Consider the following 16,508-nt stretch of genomic DNA (forward strand, 5'->3'; position numbering starts at 1 on the left):
TTTTCTTTTACTTTTGCATCAGAAAACACATATTATGCAAGCGACAAGTTCATCGATAGATTTTTTACCCATTATATTTCAGGTATTGGTTGCATTAGGCTTTGTGGTTACAACATTAGTTGCGACACACCTATTGGGACCTAAACGTAAAACTGCAGATAAATTAGAAACCTTCGAGGCAGGGATCAAATCAGTAGGTAATGCCCGTCAGCCATTCTCCATTAAGTATTTCGTAGTGGCGATTCTATTTGTTCTGTTTGATGTGGAGGTGATATTCATGTATCCCTGGGCTGTTAACTTCAGGGCCCTCAAAATGGATGGTATGATAGAAATGTTCATCTTTATGGGTACACTTTTGTTGGGTTTTATCTATGTAATCAAGAAAAAAGTACTGGACTGGAACTAGTCTTTTGTGCGTGAATTTGGGAGTTTAATAGTAAAGTCTTCGCCGAGAAAATTCCATATTAAGTAACATAATCTTGCTGTGTAATTTTTACACTTAGCTATACGTCATTTAATTATTTAGAAAGGTTCTAAATCGAGTTAAGCTACTTTAATTGCCTTTTAAATATTGTAAATTTGTTGCTCATTCTTCAAAGGGATGAGCATTTTTCGTTTATAAACATGAGTGAAATAAATATAGTTGATGCGCCACCAGGAACCGAGGGACCTGGCTATTTCGCCACTTCTTTAGATAAGGTGATCGGGTTGGCACGTTCAAATTCGTTATGGCCACTGCCATTTGCAACGTCGTGTTGCGGTATCGAATTTATGGCAACAATGGGTTCTCACTACGATTTAGGTCGTTTTGGTGCTGAACGTTTAAGCTTTTCTCCCCGTCAGGCCGATGTGTTAATGGTAATGGGCACTATTGCTAAGAAGATGGCGCCGGTATTGAAACAGGTTTATATTCAGATGGCTGAGCCACGCTGGGTAATGGCTGTTGGCGCCTGTGCAAGTAGTGGTGGTATTTTTGATACGTACTCTGTATTGCAAGGAATTGATGAAGTTATTCCTGTTGATGTTTATGTTCCAGGTTGCCCTCCAAGACCCGAAGCTATTCTTGATGGTTTTCAGCGCATTCAGGATTTGGTTAAAAATGAATCTGGCAGAAGAAGAAACTCTGATTATTACAAAGATCTTTTAGGTCAATACGGCATTAAATAATGGAAGAAACGACGGTAAATAACGGCATCTATGTTAAACTTACAGAAAAGTTTGGCGAGAAAGTTACGGCTGTTTCTGAGCCTTATGGTTTACTGACTTTTGTAACGTATAAAGATGTTATCGTAAATGTGCTTTCACATCTTAAAGACGAATTAAAATTTAATTTCCTGACTGATATTACTGCAGTTCATTACCCTGGTAAAGATCATGGTATTGCTGTTGTTTACCATTTGAATAATATGGTTGAACGGGTAAGGATCAGGGTAAAGGTTTTTATTTCCGAACAAAATCCAACTATTCCAACCGCCACAACCGTTTGGAAAGGTGCTAACTGGATGGAGCGCGAGACTTATGATCTATTTGGGGTTAAGTTTGAGGGGCATCCTGATTTGCGCCGTATTTTAAATATGGACGATTTAGGTGTTCACCCGATGTTAAAACAATATCCATTGGAAGACCCAAACAGAGTGGATAAAAAAGACGAATTTTTTGGAAGGTAAATTATATGAATCATAACCATCCGGTATTTACAGATAACGACCCGCAAAGCGAACTGGTTACCTTAAATTTAGGTCCTACGCACCCGGCTACACATGGCGTTTTTCAAAACGTCTTGCAATTAGATGGGGAGCGTATTGTTAGTGGTGTTTCAACAATAGGGTATATTCATCGTGCTTTCGAGAAGATTGCTGAACATCGCCCATTCTATCAAATCACCCCTTTAACCGACCGTTTAAACTATTGCTCTTCGCCTATTAATAATATGGGCTGGCACATGACGGTTGAAAAGTTGCTAAACATTCAGATGCCTAAACGTGTTGATTATCTCCGCGTAATCATTATGGAGCTTTCCCGTATCGCCGATCATATTATCTGTAATACGATCATTGGGCAGGATACAGGTGCAACTACTACTTTCCTTTATCTGTTCCAGTTCCGGGAACATATTTACGAGATTTTCGAAGAGGTATGTGGTGCTCGATTAACCACGAACATTGGCCGTATTGGCGGTTTTGAAAGAGATTTCAATGATATAGCCTTTGCTAAAATCAATAAGTTTTTAAAAGAGTTTCCGGCCGCTTTAAAGGAATTTGAAAATCTTTTGACACGCAACCGGATTTTCATCGACAGAACTGCTGGTGTAGCTGAGGTTACCAAGGAAACGGCTCTGGAATATAGCTGGACTGGCCCCTTATTGCGCGCTACGGGTGTAGATTACGATGTTCGGGTAAGTGATCCGTATTCTTCGTATCAGGACTTTGATTTTGAAGTACCTGTAGGAACTAGCGGGGATATTTATGATCGCTATCTTGTGCGTAATGAGGAGATGTGGCAAAGTGTGCGGATTATTGAGCAGGCAATGGTAAAATTGAAGACTGAGGAAAAAGGCGTTTTCCATGCTGATGTTCCTGAATTTTATCTTCCTCCGAAACAAGAAGTTTACAATAATATGGAAGCCTTGATTTATCACTTTAAAATTGTAATGGGAGAAATTGATGCACCAAAGGCAGAAGTTTATCACGCTGTAGAGGGTGGTAATGGTGAATTGGGTTTTTACCTGATTAATGATGGTGGACGTACCCCTTACCGTTTACACTTTCGCAGACCAAGTTTTGTGAACTACCAGATGTTCGCACCAATGAGCGAAGGTATGTTATTGTCTGACGCCATTATCAACATGAGTAGTATGAATATTATTGCAGGAGAATTAGATGCTTAAAGTAGAAGAACAAACCCCTGTAACGTTTTCATCGGAATTGCTGGCCAAATTTGATGATATCAAAAGCCGTTACCCTGAGGGGAAACAAAAATCAGCTTTGCTGCCCTTACTACATTTGGTACAGGCAGAGTTTTTATGGGTTCCAACATCAGCTATGGACCAGGTTGCTGCCTATTTAGATATTCAGCCGATCGAAGTTTATGAAGTAGCGACGTTTTATACCATGTACTTTTTGAAACCACAAGGTAAATATGCTTTGGAGGTTTGCCGTACAGGGCCTTGCTGCCTGGTTGGTGCTGAAAAAATATTGAGCCACCTGGAAAGTAAGTTAGGCGTTAAGGAAGGTGAAGTTACTCCAGACGGTTTATTCAGCTTTAGAGGAGTTGAATGTTTAGCTGCATGCGGGTTTGGGCCGGTTTTGCAAATCAGTCCGGAGTATACTTTCTACGAAAACTTAACCACTGAAAGTGTGGATAAATTGATTGAAGATCTCACATCTAAAAAATAATGAGTCGCAAATTATTACTTGAGCATATAAACGTACCAGGCATCAATACACTTGAGGTCTATCGCCAGAAAGGTGGGTACCGTGCCGTGGAGAAAGCACTTAAAACTTTAACACCTGAAGAGATTGTTGAGGAGGTTAAGAAATCTGGCTTACGCGGTCGTGGTGGTGCAGGTTTCCCTACGGGAATGAAGTGGAGTTTTTTGGCTAAACCCGAAGGTGTTGCACGCTATCTGGTATGTAATGCTGATGAATCTGAGCCTGGGACTTTTAAAGACCGTTATTTGATGACCTACATTCCCCATGCATTAATCGAGGGAATGATTGTGTCGAGTTTTGCTTTAGGCGCAAAGGTTTCATATATCTACGTTCGTGGAGAGATGATGCCGCAAATCCGTATACTGGAACGTGCAATTGCTGAAGCAAAAGCTGCAGGATGGTTAGGCAAAAACATTTTAGGATCGGGATATGATCTTGAATTATATGTACAGCCAGGTGGTGGAGCATATATCTGTGGTGAAGAAACTGCATTGTTAGAATCTCTGGAAGGTAAGCGGGGAAATCCCCGGATCAAACCACCATTTCCTGCTATTGCGGGATTATATGGTTGTCCAACTGTGGTAAACAATGTTGAATCGATTGCTGCTGTTGTGCCGATTATCAACGATGGCGGTGATGAGTATGCTAAAATCGGTATTGGTAGAAGTACCGGTACTAAATTAATATCAGCTTCTGGTAATCTGGTTAAACCAGGTGTTTATGAAATCGAGTTAGGTTTACCAGTTGAAGAATTTATCTATTCTGACGAATACTGCGGTGGTATTGCAAATGGTAAACGATTAAAAGCAACTGTTGCCGGTGGTTCATCTGTTCCGGTTTTACCAGCTAATTTAACTTTAAAATATGCCAATGGCGAGCCTCGTTTGATGAGTTATGAATCGCTGTCTGAAGGTGGATTTGCAACTGGAACTATGATGGGGTCGGGTGGTTTTATCGCCTTTGATGAAGATCAGTGTATTGTTCGCAATACGTGGAATTTTGCCCGTTTTTATCATCATGAAAGTTGCGGACAATGTTCGCCATGCCGTGAAGGTACTGGCTGGATGGAAAAAATCCTCCATAAGATTGAACACGGTCATGGTACCATGGATGACGTTGACTTGCTGTGGGATGTGCAACGTAAAATAGAAGGTAATACCATTTGTCCGCTAGGTGATGCAGCTGCCTGGCCAGTAGCCAGTGCCATTCGTCACTTCAGAGATGAATTTGAGTGGCACATTAAAGAGCCAGTAAAGAGTCAACAACAAAATTATGGTTTAGCAAACTATGCTACTCCAATCGAGAAAGCTCCGGTAACGGAAGAAAAATAGATTATCATTAACCATGAGTGAAAAAGTTAAGGTTACGATAGACGGGATAACAGTAGAAGTTGATAACGGTACGACCATCCTGAATGCTGCAAGGCAGATAGGTGGTGATATTGTACCGCCAGCGATGTGCTATTATTCTAAACTGGAAGGCAGTGGTGGTAAATGCCGTACCTGTATTGTTAAGGTAACAAAAGGTTCGGAAAAAGATCCCCGCCCTATGCCAAAGCTGGTAGCATCATGCCGTACCACAGTAATGGATGGTATGGAAGTGCTGAATATCACTTCACCGGAAGTGCTGGAAGCCCGTGCAGGTGTTGTAGAGATTTTACTTATTAACCACCCATTGGATTGCCCCGTTTGCGATCAGGCTGGTGAGTGCGATTTGCAAAATCTGGGTTATGAGCATGGTTTGCAGAAAACCCGTTATGAGTTTGAGCGCCGTACTTTTGACCGTATCGACATCGGCGATAAAATTCAGTTACACATGAATCGTTGTATTTTGTGTTACCGGTGTGTTTTTACAGCTGACCAAATAACGAATAAACGTGTTCACGGTATTCTAAACCGTGGAGATCACTCAGAGATTTCTACTTATATACAAACTGCTGTTGATAATGATTTTTCCGGAAACGTAATTGATGTATGCCCGGTAGGTGCATTAACGGATAAAACTTTCCGCTTTAAAAACCGTGTATGGTTTACAAAGCCAGTTGACGCACACCGCAATTGTGATCATGAGAAATGCAATGGTAAGGTAACGCTTTGGTATAAGGGAGCAGATGTGATTCGTGTTACTGCACGTAAAGATCAGTTTGGCGAAGTTGAAGAATTCATTTGCAATACTTGCCGTTTTGATAAAAAAGCAACAGCTGACTGGACCATTGAACATCCAACACATATAGATGATACTTCTGTTATTGCATCTAACCACTACGAAACATTAAAACCGCTTCCTGTAATTAACCCAAATGCTGCATTGCAGGCTGCGAATGAAGTTGAATTTCATAAAATAGTTAAATACTAATGGATATAGCTTTTATCATTGAAAAATTTATACTGGTGGCTGTTATCTTCGGCATCAGTTTGGTAATTGCCATGTATTCTACCTATGCTGAGCGTAAGGTTGCAGCCTATCTTCAAGATCGTTTAGGTCCTGACAGAGCCGGTCCCTTCGGGATTTTGCAGCCTTTAGCCGATGGTGTGAAGATGTTTATGAAAGAAGAGATCATTCCGACAACTTCTAACAGGTGGTTATTTATTATCGGACCAGGTTTGGCATTACTTTGTGCCTGTATTGGTACTGCTGTTATTCCATGGGGAAGTCCGATGGAGATTGGAGGAAAAATTATTCCCCTTCAGGTTACCGATATCAACGTTGGCGTTTTATACATCTTTGGCGTAGTTTCGTTAGGCGTTTATGGTGTAATGATCGGCGGATGGGCATCTAACAACAAATATTCGTTATTAAGTGCCATTCGTGCGGCATCACAAAATATTAGTTATGAGATTGCAATGGGATTATCCATTATCGCATTGCTCTTAATGACCAATACACTGAGTTTAAAAGAAATTGTAAATCAACAACACGGCTGGCACTGGAACGTGTTGTATCAGCCGCTTGGTTTTATCATCTTCATGGTATGCTCATTCGCAGAAACCAACCGTGCACCATTTGATTTGCCTGAATGTGAAACAGAGTTAATCGGTGGATACCACACGGAGTATTCTTCAATGAAATTGGGTTTTTACCTCTTCGCTGAATACATTAACATGTTTGTTTCATCAGCGGTGATGGCTACATTGTACTTTGGTGGATACAATTATCCGGGAATGGATTACATGGCTACTTTATTGGGGCCAACATGCGCACCTTTATTTGGTACTGCAATTTTATTTGCGAAAATATTCTTTTTCATCTTTTTCTTCATGTGGGTACGCTGGACAATCCCTCGTTTCCGTTATGATCAATTGATGAATTTGGGTTGGAAAGGCTTAATACCTTTGGCTATTGCCAATATTATAATAACCGGAGTTGTGATTGCGATTATAGAGAAGTTTTAACTATGGAATCATTAAGTAATAAGAAAAAAGTACTCGAACAAAAGCCTTTGAGCTTTATGGAGCGTATGTACCTGCCTGCAATTGCAAAAGGCATGGGTATTACCATCAGTCACTTATTCAAAAAAGAGGCTACCGTAAGATATCCGGAAGTAGAACGCGAATTTTCTACCAACTTCAGGGGGATGCACTCGCTCAAACGTGATGAAAATGGTAAAGAGCGTTGCACGGCTTGTGGATTATGTGCCTTGTCGTGCCCTGCAGAAGCCATTACCATGATTGCTGCAGAACGCAAACCGGAAGAAAAAGATTTATACCGTGAAGAGAAGTACGCTGCTACGTATGAAATCAACATGTTACGCTGCATTTTTTGCGGTTTATGCGAAGAGGCTTGCCCTAAAGAGGCAATTTATTTAGATGGACCAATCGTACCAGCGGATTATTTACGTAAAGATTTCATTTACGGAAAAGACAAACTGGTAGAGGCTCCCCTGGAGATGAAAAAATAGCTAACAATGTCACCGTTGCAAGGAACGAAGCAATCCTTAACGGAACGGTAATAAATAAGATTGCTTCGTGCCTCGCAATGACGAGGGATACAAACAAAAAACAAATTAATGAGTACACAAGTATTCTATTTCGTAGCCACATTAAGTATTCTCTTTTCGCTTTTGGTGATTTTTGCAAAAAACCCAATACATAGCGTATTATACTTAATCCTTACCTTTTTCACATTCACCGTACATTATGTACTGCTGAATGCCCAATTTTTAGCGGTTGTAAACTTTATCGTTTACATGGGTGCCATCATGGTTTTATTCTTATTTGTGTTGATGTTACTCAATTTAAATAAAGAGACTGAACCTGTGAAATCGCCCCTGATTAAAATTGTGGGTGTTATTGCCGGATGCTGTTTAATTGTGACCCTGGTTGGTTCATTTAAAGCAGCAACAATTACAAGCCCTTTAATTCTTAAAAATCCAGGTTTGGGTTTGGTAGAGAATTTAGGAAAAGAACTTTTTGGTCCTTTTTTATTACCGTTCGAATTATCATCCCTATTACTGTTGGCAGCAATGGTAGGAGCCGTTTTATTATCAAAAAGAGATGAGGTAGAAGCATAATGGAAAATCTAACTACACAAATGGCAGGCGTTCCGCTAAATCACTACATCTACTTATGTGCAATTATTTTCACAATTGGTGTAATTGGCGTATTAACCCGCAGAAATGCAATCGTAATTTTTATGTCAGTTGAACTGATGTTAAATGCAGTGAATCTGCTTTTAACAGCTTTTTCAGTACATAGCAATGATCCTTCAGGACAAGTATTCGTATTTTTTATTATGGCGCTTGCTGCTGCAGAGGTTGCCGTTGGGTTAGCCATTATCGTAATGGTTTACAGAAATACGAAATCGATAGATATTAATGTTTTAAATCGCCTTAAGTGGTAAATATATATTAAGAATGAGCATAGAACAATTGATTTGGTTGGTTCCGTTACTTCCTTTTTTAGGGTTTGTAATTAATGGGCTGGGCAGAAAATCTTTATCTAAAGGACTTGTTGGAATTATAGGAAGTGGAGTAATTCTCGTCTCTTTTATCATCAGCGTAGTTATTTTCTTTAGTTTACAAGGCGATACACAAAAATCTCACGAGGTATTTTTATTTGACTGGATTAGTGCAGGAGCACTCCATATTCCTTTATCATTCCTGGTTGATCCGCTAAGCGCTATAATGCTGTTGATCATCACAGGGATTGGATTTTTAATCCATCTATATTCTACCAGCTATATGCATGATGATGAGGGATTCGGTAAGTTTTTTGCTTACCTTAACCTGTTTGTATTTTTTATGCTTTTGTTAGTATTGGGATCAAACTACATTGTGATGTTTATCGGTTGGGAAGGTGTTGGATTATGCTCATACCTGTTAATCGGTTTCTGGTATACCAATGCGGCGTATGCATCGGCTGCTAAAAAGGCTTTTGTGATGAATCGTATCGGTGATCTTGGGTTCTTGTTGGGAGTGTTTTTGATATTCAGCACTTTTGGCAGTGTTGAATTCGCTAAAGTTTTTCCACAAGCTGCTACCATGCTGCCGGGACAAAATACCTTATTTCTGATCACCATACTACTATTTATAGGTGCTTGTGGTAAATCGGCTCAATTGCCATTGTTTACCTGGTTACCAGATGCAATGGCCGGACCAACGCCTGTATCAGCCTTGATTCATGCGGCGACGATGGTGACGGCCGGTATCTACATGATTGCGCGTTCAAGTGTGTTATTTGACTTAGCTCCCCTAACCCAGCACATCATCGCGATTGTGGGCATTACTACGGCGCTGGTTGCAGCGATTATTGCATTGACCCAAACGGATATTAAAAAAGTACTGGCTTATTCTACTGTTTCTCAATTGGGATATATGTTTTTAGGATTAGGCGTTGGTGCTTATACTGGTTCTTTTTTCCATGTACTGACTCACGCATTCTTTAAAGCTTTGTTGTTTTTAGGTGCGGGTTCAGTAATTCATGCTATGCATCATGAGCAGGACATGCGTCACATGGGGGGATTAAGAAAGAAACTTCCAGTCACTTTCCTAACGATGATGATCGGTACAATTGCTATCGCAGGTTTACCACCATTTTCAGGCTTCTTTTCAAAAGATGAGATTTTAGCTCATGCGTATCAGGCGAGCCCTGTTCTATGGGGTATTGGTGTTTTAACCGCATTTTTAACATCGTTCTATATGTTCAGAATGATGTTCCTGACTTTCTCAGGTAAATATAGAGGAACACACCACGAAGAGAGTCATGTGCACGAGTCGCCAACAGCGATGACGCTCCCTTTAATTATCCTTGCAGTTTTAGCTGCCATTGGCGGGGCCATTAACATTCCACACGTTTTCGGTGGAAACGAATGGTTAGCACATTGGTTAAGCGGAGCAGGGGTTGCGCAACACGAGTTAGAATTAAGTCATGCTACAGAATACACTTTAATGGGTATTTCAGTAGTAGCTGCAATTGTGGCTTTACTCTATGCATATATCAGATATGTAAAAGGTGCCCGTGTACCTGTTGCTGATGAAGGTCCACGCTCCGCTCTGGCAAAATTATCATACAATAAGTTTTACCTGGACGAAATATATGATTTCATCATCACTAAACCGTTAGATGCCTTTTCAAGATTCTTTTACAGAATTATTGATACCAAGTTCATCGACGGAATTGTGAATGGATTGGGATGGAGTACAAATGAGGCCAGTAAAGGCGTTCGTTTATTACAAAGTGGGAACGTTGGTTTCTATATTTTTATGATGGTGTTTGGTATCATCGCATTGCTTGCATATACATTTTATTACATATAAAAAGGGTTCAAAATTATATAATGGAACAACTTTTACTACTTATATTTCTTCCCTTGGCAGGTGCTATTATTACGGCATTTTCGGGTAAGTCGGCCAAAATAATTTCAACTGTATTCTCGGTTGCTTCTTTATTGCTGGCTTTGTTTATCGCTTGTAACTTCATTCCGAATGCCAGCACACAGTTTGAAGCCAACTTACCATGGATTGCTGATCTTGGGATCCGTTTCCATGTAGGAATTGACGGCATTAGCATGTTAGTGGTTTTGTTAACTAACTTATTAATTCCGATTATCATCTTGTCCAGCTATAAGCATGATTATCAGCATCCGTCAGCATTTTATGCACTAGTGCTATTCATGCAAACCGGATTGTTATTGGTATTTACAGCAATGGATGCTTTTCTATTCTACATTGGCTGGGAAGCTGCATTGATTCCAATTTATTTCATCTGTGCTTTCTGGGGTGGTAAAGACAGAATCCGCATCAATATGAAATTCTTTGTATACACGATTGCAGGTTCATTGTTCATGTTAATGGGTATCATTTATCTGTACTTACAAAATCCTGCTCATAATTTTGATATTCAGGCTTTTTATGCTTTAAATTTAGACAACGCACAACAAGGCTGGATTTTCTGGGCTTTCTTTATTGCATTTGCGATCAAGATGCCAATTTTCCCTTTCCATACCTGGCAGCCGGATACCTATACAGCAGCACCCGCTCAGGGAACCATGCTATTATCGGGTATCATGTTGAAAATGGGTATATATGGCGTAATCAGATGGTTATTGCCCATTGTGCCAGCAGGTGTTAAAGAATGGACTTGCTTAGCCATGATACTTTCAATTATTGGCATTGTTTACGCATCTATTATTGCCTTCACACAAAAAGACGCCAAGCGTTTGGTTGCTTATTCTTCAATTGCACACGTTGGATTAATTGCAGCTGGTATTTTTGCATTAAACCAGCAAGGTTTGCAGGGAGCGATGGTTCAGATGTTAAGTCACGGTATCAACGTAGTAGGTTTATTCTTTGTTCTTGATATCATCTTTTCAAGAGTAAAAACAAATAGAATTGAGGAATTGGGTGGTATTGCTAAAGTTGCACCACAATTGGCCATTACTTTCCTGATTATCGTTTTAGGAACGGTTGCCTTACCAGGAACAAATGGATTTATAGGGGAGTTCTTGTTGCTGATGAGTGTTTACCAGTACGGTATCTGGGCAGCGGCGATTGCCGGCCTAACCATCATTTTTGGTGCGGTATATATGTTGCGTACTTATCAGAACGTAATGCTTGGTAAAACCAATTCGCTAACGATCACCTTTACAGATATTCAGGGAACTGAGAAATTGGTTCTTTATATCATTTGTGCATTAATCATTGTACTTGGAGTATATCCAAAACCACTTTTGCACTTAACAGAGGCATCTGTACAACATTTATTAGAACAGGTAAATCAAAAATTAACATCAGTAAACTAAGCAATGAATATTATAATAACCATTAGTATAACCGCTTTTATTGTACTTTATGCAGGTTTGTTTAAAGCAAATAGAGCATTATTACCGCTTACCGTTGTTGGCTTACTTACTGCATTGGGATTTACTTTCGGTGCGTGGAATGGCAATGCCGTTCATTTCGGAATGATGCAGACTGATAATTTTGCTCTGGCATTTTCGGGTGTTTGTATTGTTGGAACACTTTTAATTTTCTTATTGACGCAAAACTATTTTAATTCGAAAAGTGAGAATATCGCTGAATACTATACATTGATTCTTTTTGCACTAGCGGGAATGATTATGATGGTATCCTACAAAAATATGGCGATGCTATTTGTGGGATTAGAAATCATGTCGGTAAGTTTATATATCCTGGCGGGTATCCGTAAAAAAGATTTTGCCTCTAATGAAGCATCGCTTAAGTATTTCTTAATGGGTGCATTTTCCACAGGATTTCTACTATTCGGGATTACTTTAATTTACGGTGCGACAGGGTCTTTCGATTTAGATAAAATTCAAACTTACCTGGTTGATCATAGCTCATCAATTTCTCCAATCTTTTATCCTGGCGTCATTTTGATGATGATTGGCTTGTGTTTTAAAGTTGGTGCTGCTCCTTTTCACTTCTGGACTCCGGATGTTTATGAGGGTGCACCTACGTTGATTACCACATTCATGAGTACAGTTGTTAAAACAGCAGGTTTTGCAGCTTTTTTAAGACTGTTTGGCGATGCATTTAAACCACTCCATGATTTCTGGGTTCAACCATTAATTGTAATTGTGTGCCTTACACTATTTATAGGTAACGTTACTGCCTTGTTTCAAAAGAACTTTAAAAGAATGCTTGCGTATTCAAGTATTTCGCATGCTGGTTACCTCTTATTTTCATTGGTGGTGGTCAGTGCTCAATCGCAAAATAATGTGCTTGTATATGCCGCTGCTTATACTTTTGCATCCATCATTGCCTTCGCTGTATTAATTTTGGTTAAGCAAAAAACCGGGAGTGATAGTTTTGAAAGCTTTAATGGTTTAGGTAAGAAAAATCCATTGGTGGCGTTGGCCTTGACTGTTGCAATGCTTTCACTCGCAGGTATTCCATTAACTGCCGGTTTCATTGGTAAATACCTCATGTTTTTAAACGTGATGGGCGAATACCAGACTTTATTAGTTGCTTTCGCGATATTAAATGCCCTTGTAGGTTTCTATTATTACTTTAGAGTAATAGTAGCGGTATGGTTTAGAGATGGAGCAGAAACTGAGCTTTCGACCCCAGGTCAATACAAGGTTGTTTTACTTGTTTCGGTAGCAATTACTTTAATTTTGGGTATTTATCCGGCAATTATTTTAAACCTGATATAGGTATACACTTGTTAGATAATTATTTGTAGTTTTACGAATAATTAAATATGCACGATTTTTGGACTAACCTTCAGCATCTTATTTCTCCCGAAAAGCTATTGAGGGAAGGTGGTTTCTATCTGGTCGTGTTCGTGATCTATGCGGAGACAGGGCTGTTTTTTGGGTTTTTCCTTCCAGGAGATTATCTTTTGTTTTTGGCAGGTATGTTTGTGGCAACAGGAAAGCTCGATGTAAATATCGCCCTTTTGCTTGCCGGACTATGTATTGCAGCGATATCAGGCAACTTTACCGGTTATTGGTTCGGTAGAAGAACTGGTCCGTTATTGTATACCAGAAAAGACAGTTTCTTTTTTAAAAAACGTTATCTTAAAGCTGCAGAAGCTTATTACAACAAACAAGGTGCCTTTGCGTTGATTATGGGACGTTTTGTGCCAATAGTGAGAACATTTGCCCCAATTTTTGCTGGTGTAGTTAAACTAGATTTCAAACGATTTGCTTTCTACAATGTTGTAGGGGGAGTACTTTGGATCTGTTCATTGACTTTACTTGGCTATTTTTTAGGCCGAAGATTCGAAAAACAAATTAACGATTACTTATTATATATTATTATTGGCTTTATCCTTATCACAACTATCCCTTTATTGATTACCTTTGTAAAAAGTAAAGTTAACAGCTCTGAAGAGGAAAAGACAGATTTAAATTAAAAATGATAAAAGACGATCACCACGCATGGCATAGCGTATCTCCTGGTAGCAACTTACCAGAAACGGTTAATGCAATTATTGAAATTCCAAAAGGATCAAAAGCAAAATACGAAATTGATAAAGAATCTGGTTTAATTAAGTTAGACAGGGTTCTTTTTTCATCAGTAATGTATCCTGCAAACTATGGTTTTATTCCGCAAACTTATTGCGATGATAAAGATCCGCTAGACATCCTTGTACTTTGTTCTGTTGATGTGTATCCTATGACACTAATCGAAGCAAAGGTTGTTGGTGTAATGCACATGGTTGACAATGGTGAGCAGGATGATAAAATTATTGCTGTAGCCGCTCACGACATGTCGGTTAACTACATCAACGATTTGGATGAATTGCCACCGCACCAGATGAAAGAAATTGTACGTTTCTTTCAGGATTATAAAGCATTGGAAGGTAAAAACGTAACTATTGAACATTTACTTGGTGTTCGCTATGCTCACAAGGTTATTAAAGAGAGTATAGAACTTTATAATACAACATTTAGAGAATTAGCTTAATGGATTTACCCACGGTCTGTTTACTGTCGAATTTTGAACTGAGTACAATTCTGCCACAAAATACCCTTTTGGTTGCTATACAAGATACCGACACAGAAGGAATTGGCTGGCGTTTATTTCTCGCATTATTTTTGGTGTTATTAAACGGATTTTTTGTTGCAGCAGAGTTTGCAATCGTAAAAGTCCGGGCATCGCAAATTGAAATTAAAGCAAAAACAGGAAGTCGTGTTGGTAAAATGGCCAAATCCATCATCCATAACCTGGATGGTTACCTGGCAGCTACACAGTTGGGCATAACACTTGCATCCCTTGGCTTAGGTTGGGTTGGAGAAGGTGTTATGCACACTATCTTTAAAAATCTTTTTGACAGCTTACAATGGGGCTTAAGCGATGCGACCATACACACTGCTTCCACTATCGTTGCCTTTTCGCTAATCACGATTATGCATATTGTATTTGGCGAACTGGCTCCTAAATCTTTCGCTATTCAACGGCCTGTAGCTACAACATTATTCATTGCTATTCCTTTACAGCTCTTTTACGTGGTATTCAGACCTGCAATCTGGACTTTGAACAGTCTTGCTGCAATTATTCTTAAGCCCTTTGGCATTGATACCTCTGCTGGTCATGAATCGATTCATAGTACCGAAGAATTACAATATCTGCTTGATCAAGGTAAAGAGAGCGGAGCGCTTGATAATAATGAGCATGAACTGATTAAGAATGTGTTCGATTTTAATGAGCGTGTTGTTAAGAATATCATGGTGCCGAGAACTAAAATCTCAGGCATTGAATTAACCTCTCCTAAAGAGGAAGTAATTGATATCATTATTAAGGAAGGATATTCCAGATTACCGGTTTATGATGATGTAATGGATAAAATTGTTGGTATTATCCATGCAAAAGACGTGTTGCCATTAGTTGCCGCGGGTAATCAGGTGTGGACTTTAAACGATATCATCCGTAAACCTTACTTTGTTACTGAAACGAAAAAGATCAACGATTTGATGAGTGAACTCCAGAGTAACCGCATTCAGATTGCCATCGTATTGGATGAATTCGGTGGTACGGCGGGTATGGTAACTTTGGAAGATATTGTTGAAGAGCTTGTCGGTGAAATCCAGGATGAGTATGATGAGGAAAAACCCTTAGTTGAAAAAGTTTCAGACAACGAATTTATTGTAAATGCATTTGCAACGGTTTATGATGTAAATGAATATTTACCACATGATTTACCAGAAGACGAAGACTTTGATACCGTTGGTGGTTTAGTATCCCACGTTTTCGAACGTATTCCTGAGGTTGGCGAAAGCAATGAATCGTATGGGTATCTGTTTACGATTTTGAAAAAGACCGAGCAGAATATTGAAACCATTAAACTGGAGTTGGTAATTAATAAGGAAGATCAGGTTGATAATCACTAAATTCAACTATGCATATTTTTTATACACCTGACATCACACAAGGTACCTATACGCTTAATGAAGAAGAGAGTAAACACTGCGTGCGCGTCCTGCGCCTGGGTGTGGGGGTAATTGTTAATCTCGTTGATGGAAAAGGTGGTTTTTATACTGCAGAAATCACTTCTGATAATCCCAAAAAAGTAGGATTGCTAATCACAGACGTGAAGCTGGAGTTTCATAAGCGTAATCATCATCTGCATATTGCTGTAGCACCCACTAAGAATATTGACCGGATTGAATGGTTTCTGGAAAAAGCCACCGAATTGGGAATCGATGAGATTACGCCCATCATTACTGATCGCTCAGAAAGGAAAGTGGTAAAAGACGATAGATTAAATAAAGTAATCACGTCGGCAGTTAAGCAATCTATAAAAGCCTATCATCCGAAGCTGAATGAAGCCATTTCCTATCATACTTTTGTGAATCTTCCTTTTGAGGGGGATAAACTTATTGCACATTGCATAGATGGGGAGGAAAAAAAATATATTGCTGATTTGGTAGAACCACGCAAGAAATATTTAATATTAATCGGTCCTGAAGGAGATTTCACACCGGATGAGGTTAATTTGGCTTTGAATAAAGGCTTTAAATCATTAACTTTAGGTGATAACAGGTTGCGCACGGAGACTGCTGCGCTTGCTGCTTGTTTTGAAATCAATTACCTTAACCGATAGTCAGTTTGAAATTTCCAGTATTTCCTTTTCAGTTTTCCAGAATGTTAAGGCCAACATTGGCGTTTGG

18 protein-coding genes are annotated in these 16,508 nt (G+C 39.3%); all 18 read left to right on the plus strand.

Features of this window, described 5'->3' with window-relative positions; genetic code table 11:
• The first annotated feature begins 34 nt into the window (after positions 1–34).
• The 18 genes from R2Q80_RS18980 (at position 35) to R2Q80_RS19065 (ending at position 16,441) form a co-directional block, all read left to right on the plus strand.
• Complete coding sequence (locus tag R2Q80_RS18980; protein WP_316801117.1) at positions 35–406, plus strand: NADH-quinone oxidoreductase subunit A; 372 nt, start codon at positions 35–37, stop codon at positions 404–406.
• 218 nt (positions 407–624) lie between these two features.
• Positions 625–1,167, plus strand: a complete 543-nt coding sequence (locus tag R2Q80_RS18985; protein ID WP_047800906.1) for an NADH-quinone oxidoreductase subunit B — start codon at positions 625–627, stop codon at positions 1,165–1,167.
• Complete coding sequence (locus R2Q80_RS18990) at positions 1,167–1,667, plus strand: NADH-quinone oxidoreductase subunit C (RefSeq protein ID WP_316801118.1); 501 nt, start codon at positions 1,167–1,169, stop codon at positions 1,665–1,667. Before R2Q80_RS18985 ends, R2Q80_RS18990 begins: the two co-directional genes overlap by 1 nt.
• A gap of 5 nt (positions 1,668–1,672) precedes the next feature.
• A complete protein-coding gene (locus tag R2Q80_RS18995) occupies positions 1,673–2,887 on the plus strand; it encodes an NADH-quinone oxidoreductase subunit D (protein ID WP_316801119.1) in 1,215 nt (404 codons plus the stop codon).
• Entirely contained in the window at positions 2,880–3,395 is a 516-nt protein-coding gene (locus R2Q80_RS19000; RefSeq protein ID WP_316801120.1) for an NAD(P)H-dependent oxidoreductase subunit E, read from the plus strand. The genes R2Q80_RS18995 and R2Q80_RS19000 overlap by 8 nt, the downstream gene beginning before the upstream one ends.
• Positions 3,395–4,762, plus strand: a complete 1,368-nt coding sequence (gene nuoF / locus R2Q80_RS19005) for an NADH-quinone oxidoreductase subunit NuoF (protein ID WP_316801121.1) — start codon at positions 3,395–3,397, stop codon at positions 4,760–4,762. The genes R2Q80_RS19000 and nuoF overlap by 1 nt, the downstream gene beginning before the upstream one ends.
• A 13-nt stretch (positions 4,763–4,775) precedes the next feature.
• Positions 4,776–5,786 (plus strand): 2Fe-2S iron-sulfur cluster-binding protein, encoded by a 1,011-nt coding sequence (locus R2Q80_RS19010; protein ID WP_316801122.1) that lies wholly within the window; start codon positions 4,776–4,778, stop codon positions 5,784–5,786.
• A complete protein-coding gene (nuoH, locus tag R2Q80_RS19015) occupies positions 5,786–6,823 on the plus strand; it encodes an NADH-quinone oxidoreductase subunit NuoH (RefSeq protein ID WP_316801123.1) in 1,038 nt (345 codons plus the stop codon). The genes R2Q80_RS19010 and nuoH overlap by 1 nt, the downstream gene beginning before the upstream one ends.
• Before the next feature lie 2 nt (positions 6,824–6,825).
• The gene (locus R2Q80_RS19020; protein ID WP_047800899.1) at positions 6,826–7,329 is read left to right on the plus strand and encodes a NuoI/complex I 23 kDa subunit family protein; all 504 of its coding nucleotides are present in this window, start codon (positions 6,826–6,828) and stop codon (positions 7,327–7,329) included.
• Between the two features lie 108 nt (positions 7,330–7,437).
• Complete coding sequence (locus R2Q80_RS19025) at positions 7,438–7,941, plus strand: NADH-quinone oxidoreductase subunit J (protein ID WP_047800898.1); 504 nt, start codon at positions 7,438–7,440, stop codon at positions 7,939–7,941.
• Positions 7,941–8,270 (plus strand): NADH-quinone oxidoreductase subunit NuoK, encoded by a 330-nt coding sequence (gene nuoK / locus R2Q80_RS19030; protein ID WP_010601897.1) that lies wholly within the window; start codon positions 7,941–7,943, stop codon positions 8,268–8,270. The genes R2Q80_RS19025 and nuoK overlap by 1 nt, the downstream gene beginning before the upstream one ends.
• 13 nt (positions 8,271–8,283) lie before the next feature.
• Positions 8,284–10,185, plus strand: a complete 1,902-nt coding sequence (nuoL, locus tag R2Q80_RS19035) for an NADH-quinone oxidoreductase subunit L (RefSeq protein ID WP_410478765.1) — start codon at positions 8,284–8,286, stop codon at positions 10,183–10,185.
• A 20-nt stretch (positions 10,186–10,205) separates the two neighbouring features.
• A complete protein-coding gene (locus tag R2Q80_RS19040) occupies positions 10,206–11,669 on the plus strand; it encodes an NADH-quinone oxidoreductase subunit M (RefSeq protein ID WP_316801124.1) in 1,464 nt (487 codons plus the stop codon).
• Positions 11,670–11,672: 3 nt separating this feature from the next.
• Entirely contained in the window at positions 11,673–13,046 is a 1,374-nt protein-coding gene (locus tag R2Q80_RS19045; protein WP_316801125.1) for an NADH-quinone oxidoreductase subunit N, read from the plus strand.
• Between the two features lie 47 nt (positions 13,047–13,093).
• Entirely contained in the window at positions 13,094–13,750 is a 657-nt protein-coding gene (locus R2Q80_RS19050) for a DedA family protein (RefSeq protein ID WP_316801126.1), read from the plus strand.
• A 2-nt stretch (positions 13,751–13,752) separates the two neighbouring features.
• Positions 13,753–14,304: an inorganic diphosphatase gene (locus tag R2Q80_RS19055; RefSeq protein WP_047800893.1), complete on the plus strand. Its 552-nt coding sequence runs from the start codon at positions 13,753–13,755 to the stop codon at positions 14,302–14,304.
• A complete protein-coding gene (locus R2Q80_RS19060) occupies positions 14,304–15,728 on the plus strand; it encodes a hemolysin family protein (protein ID WP_316801127.1) in 1,425 nt (474 codons plus the stop codon). Before R2Q80_RS19055 ends, R2Q80_RS19060 begins: the two co-directional genes overlap by 1 nt.
• Before the next feature lie 8 nt (positions 15,729–15,736).
• Complete coding sequence (locus tag R2Q80_RS19065) at positions 15,737–16,441, plus strand: 16S rRNA (uracil(1498)-N(3))-methyltransferase (RefSeq protein ID WP_316801128.1); 705 nt, start codon at positions 15,737–15,739, stop codon at positions 16,439–16,441.
• Positions 16,442–16,508 lie beyond the last annotated feature (67 nt).

Origin of the sequence: Pedobacter frigidisoli (genome assembly GCF_032678525.1) — a bacterium.
GTDB classification, from domain to species: Bacteria; Bacteroidota; Bacteroidia; order Sphingobacteriales; family Sphingobacteriaceae; genus Pedobacter; species Pedobacter frigidisoli_A.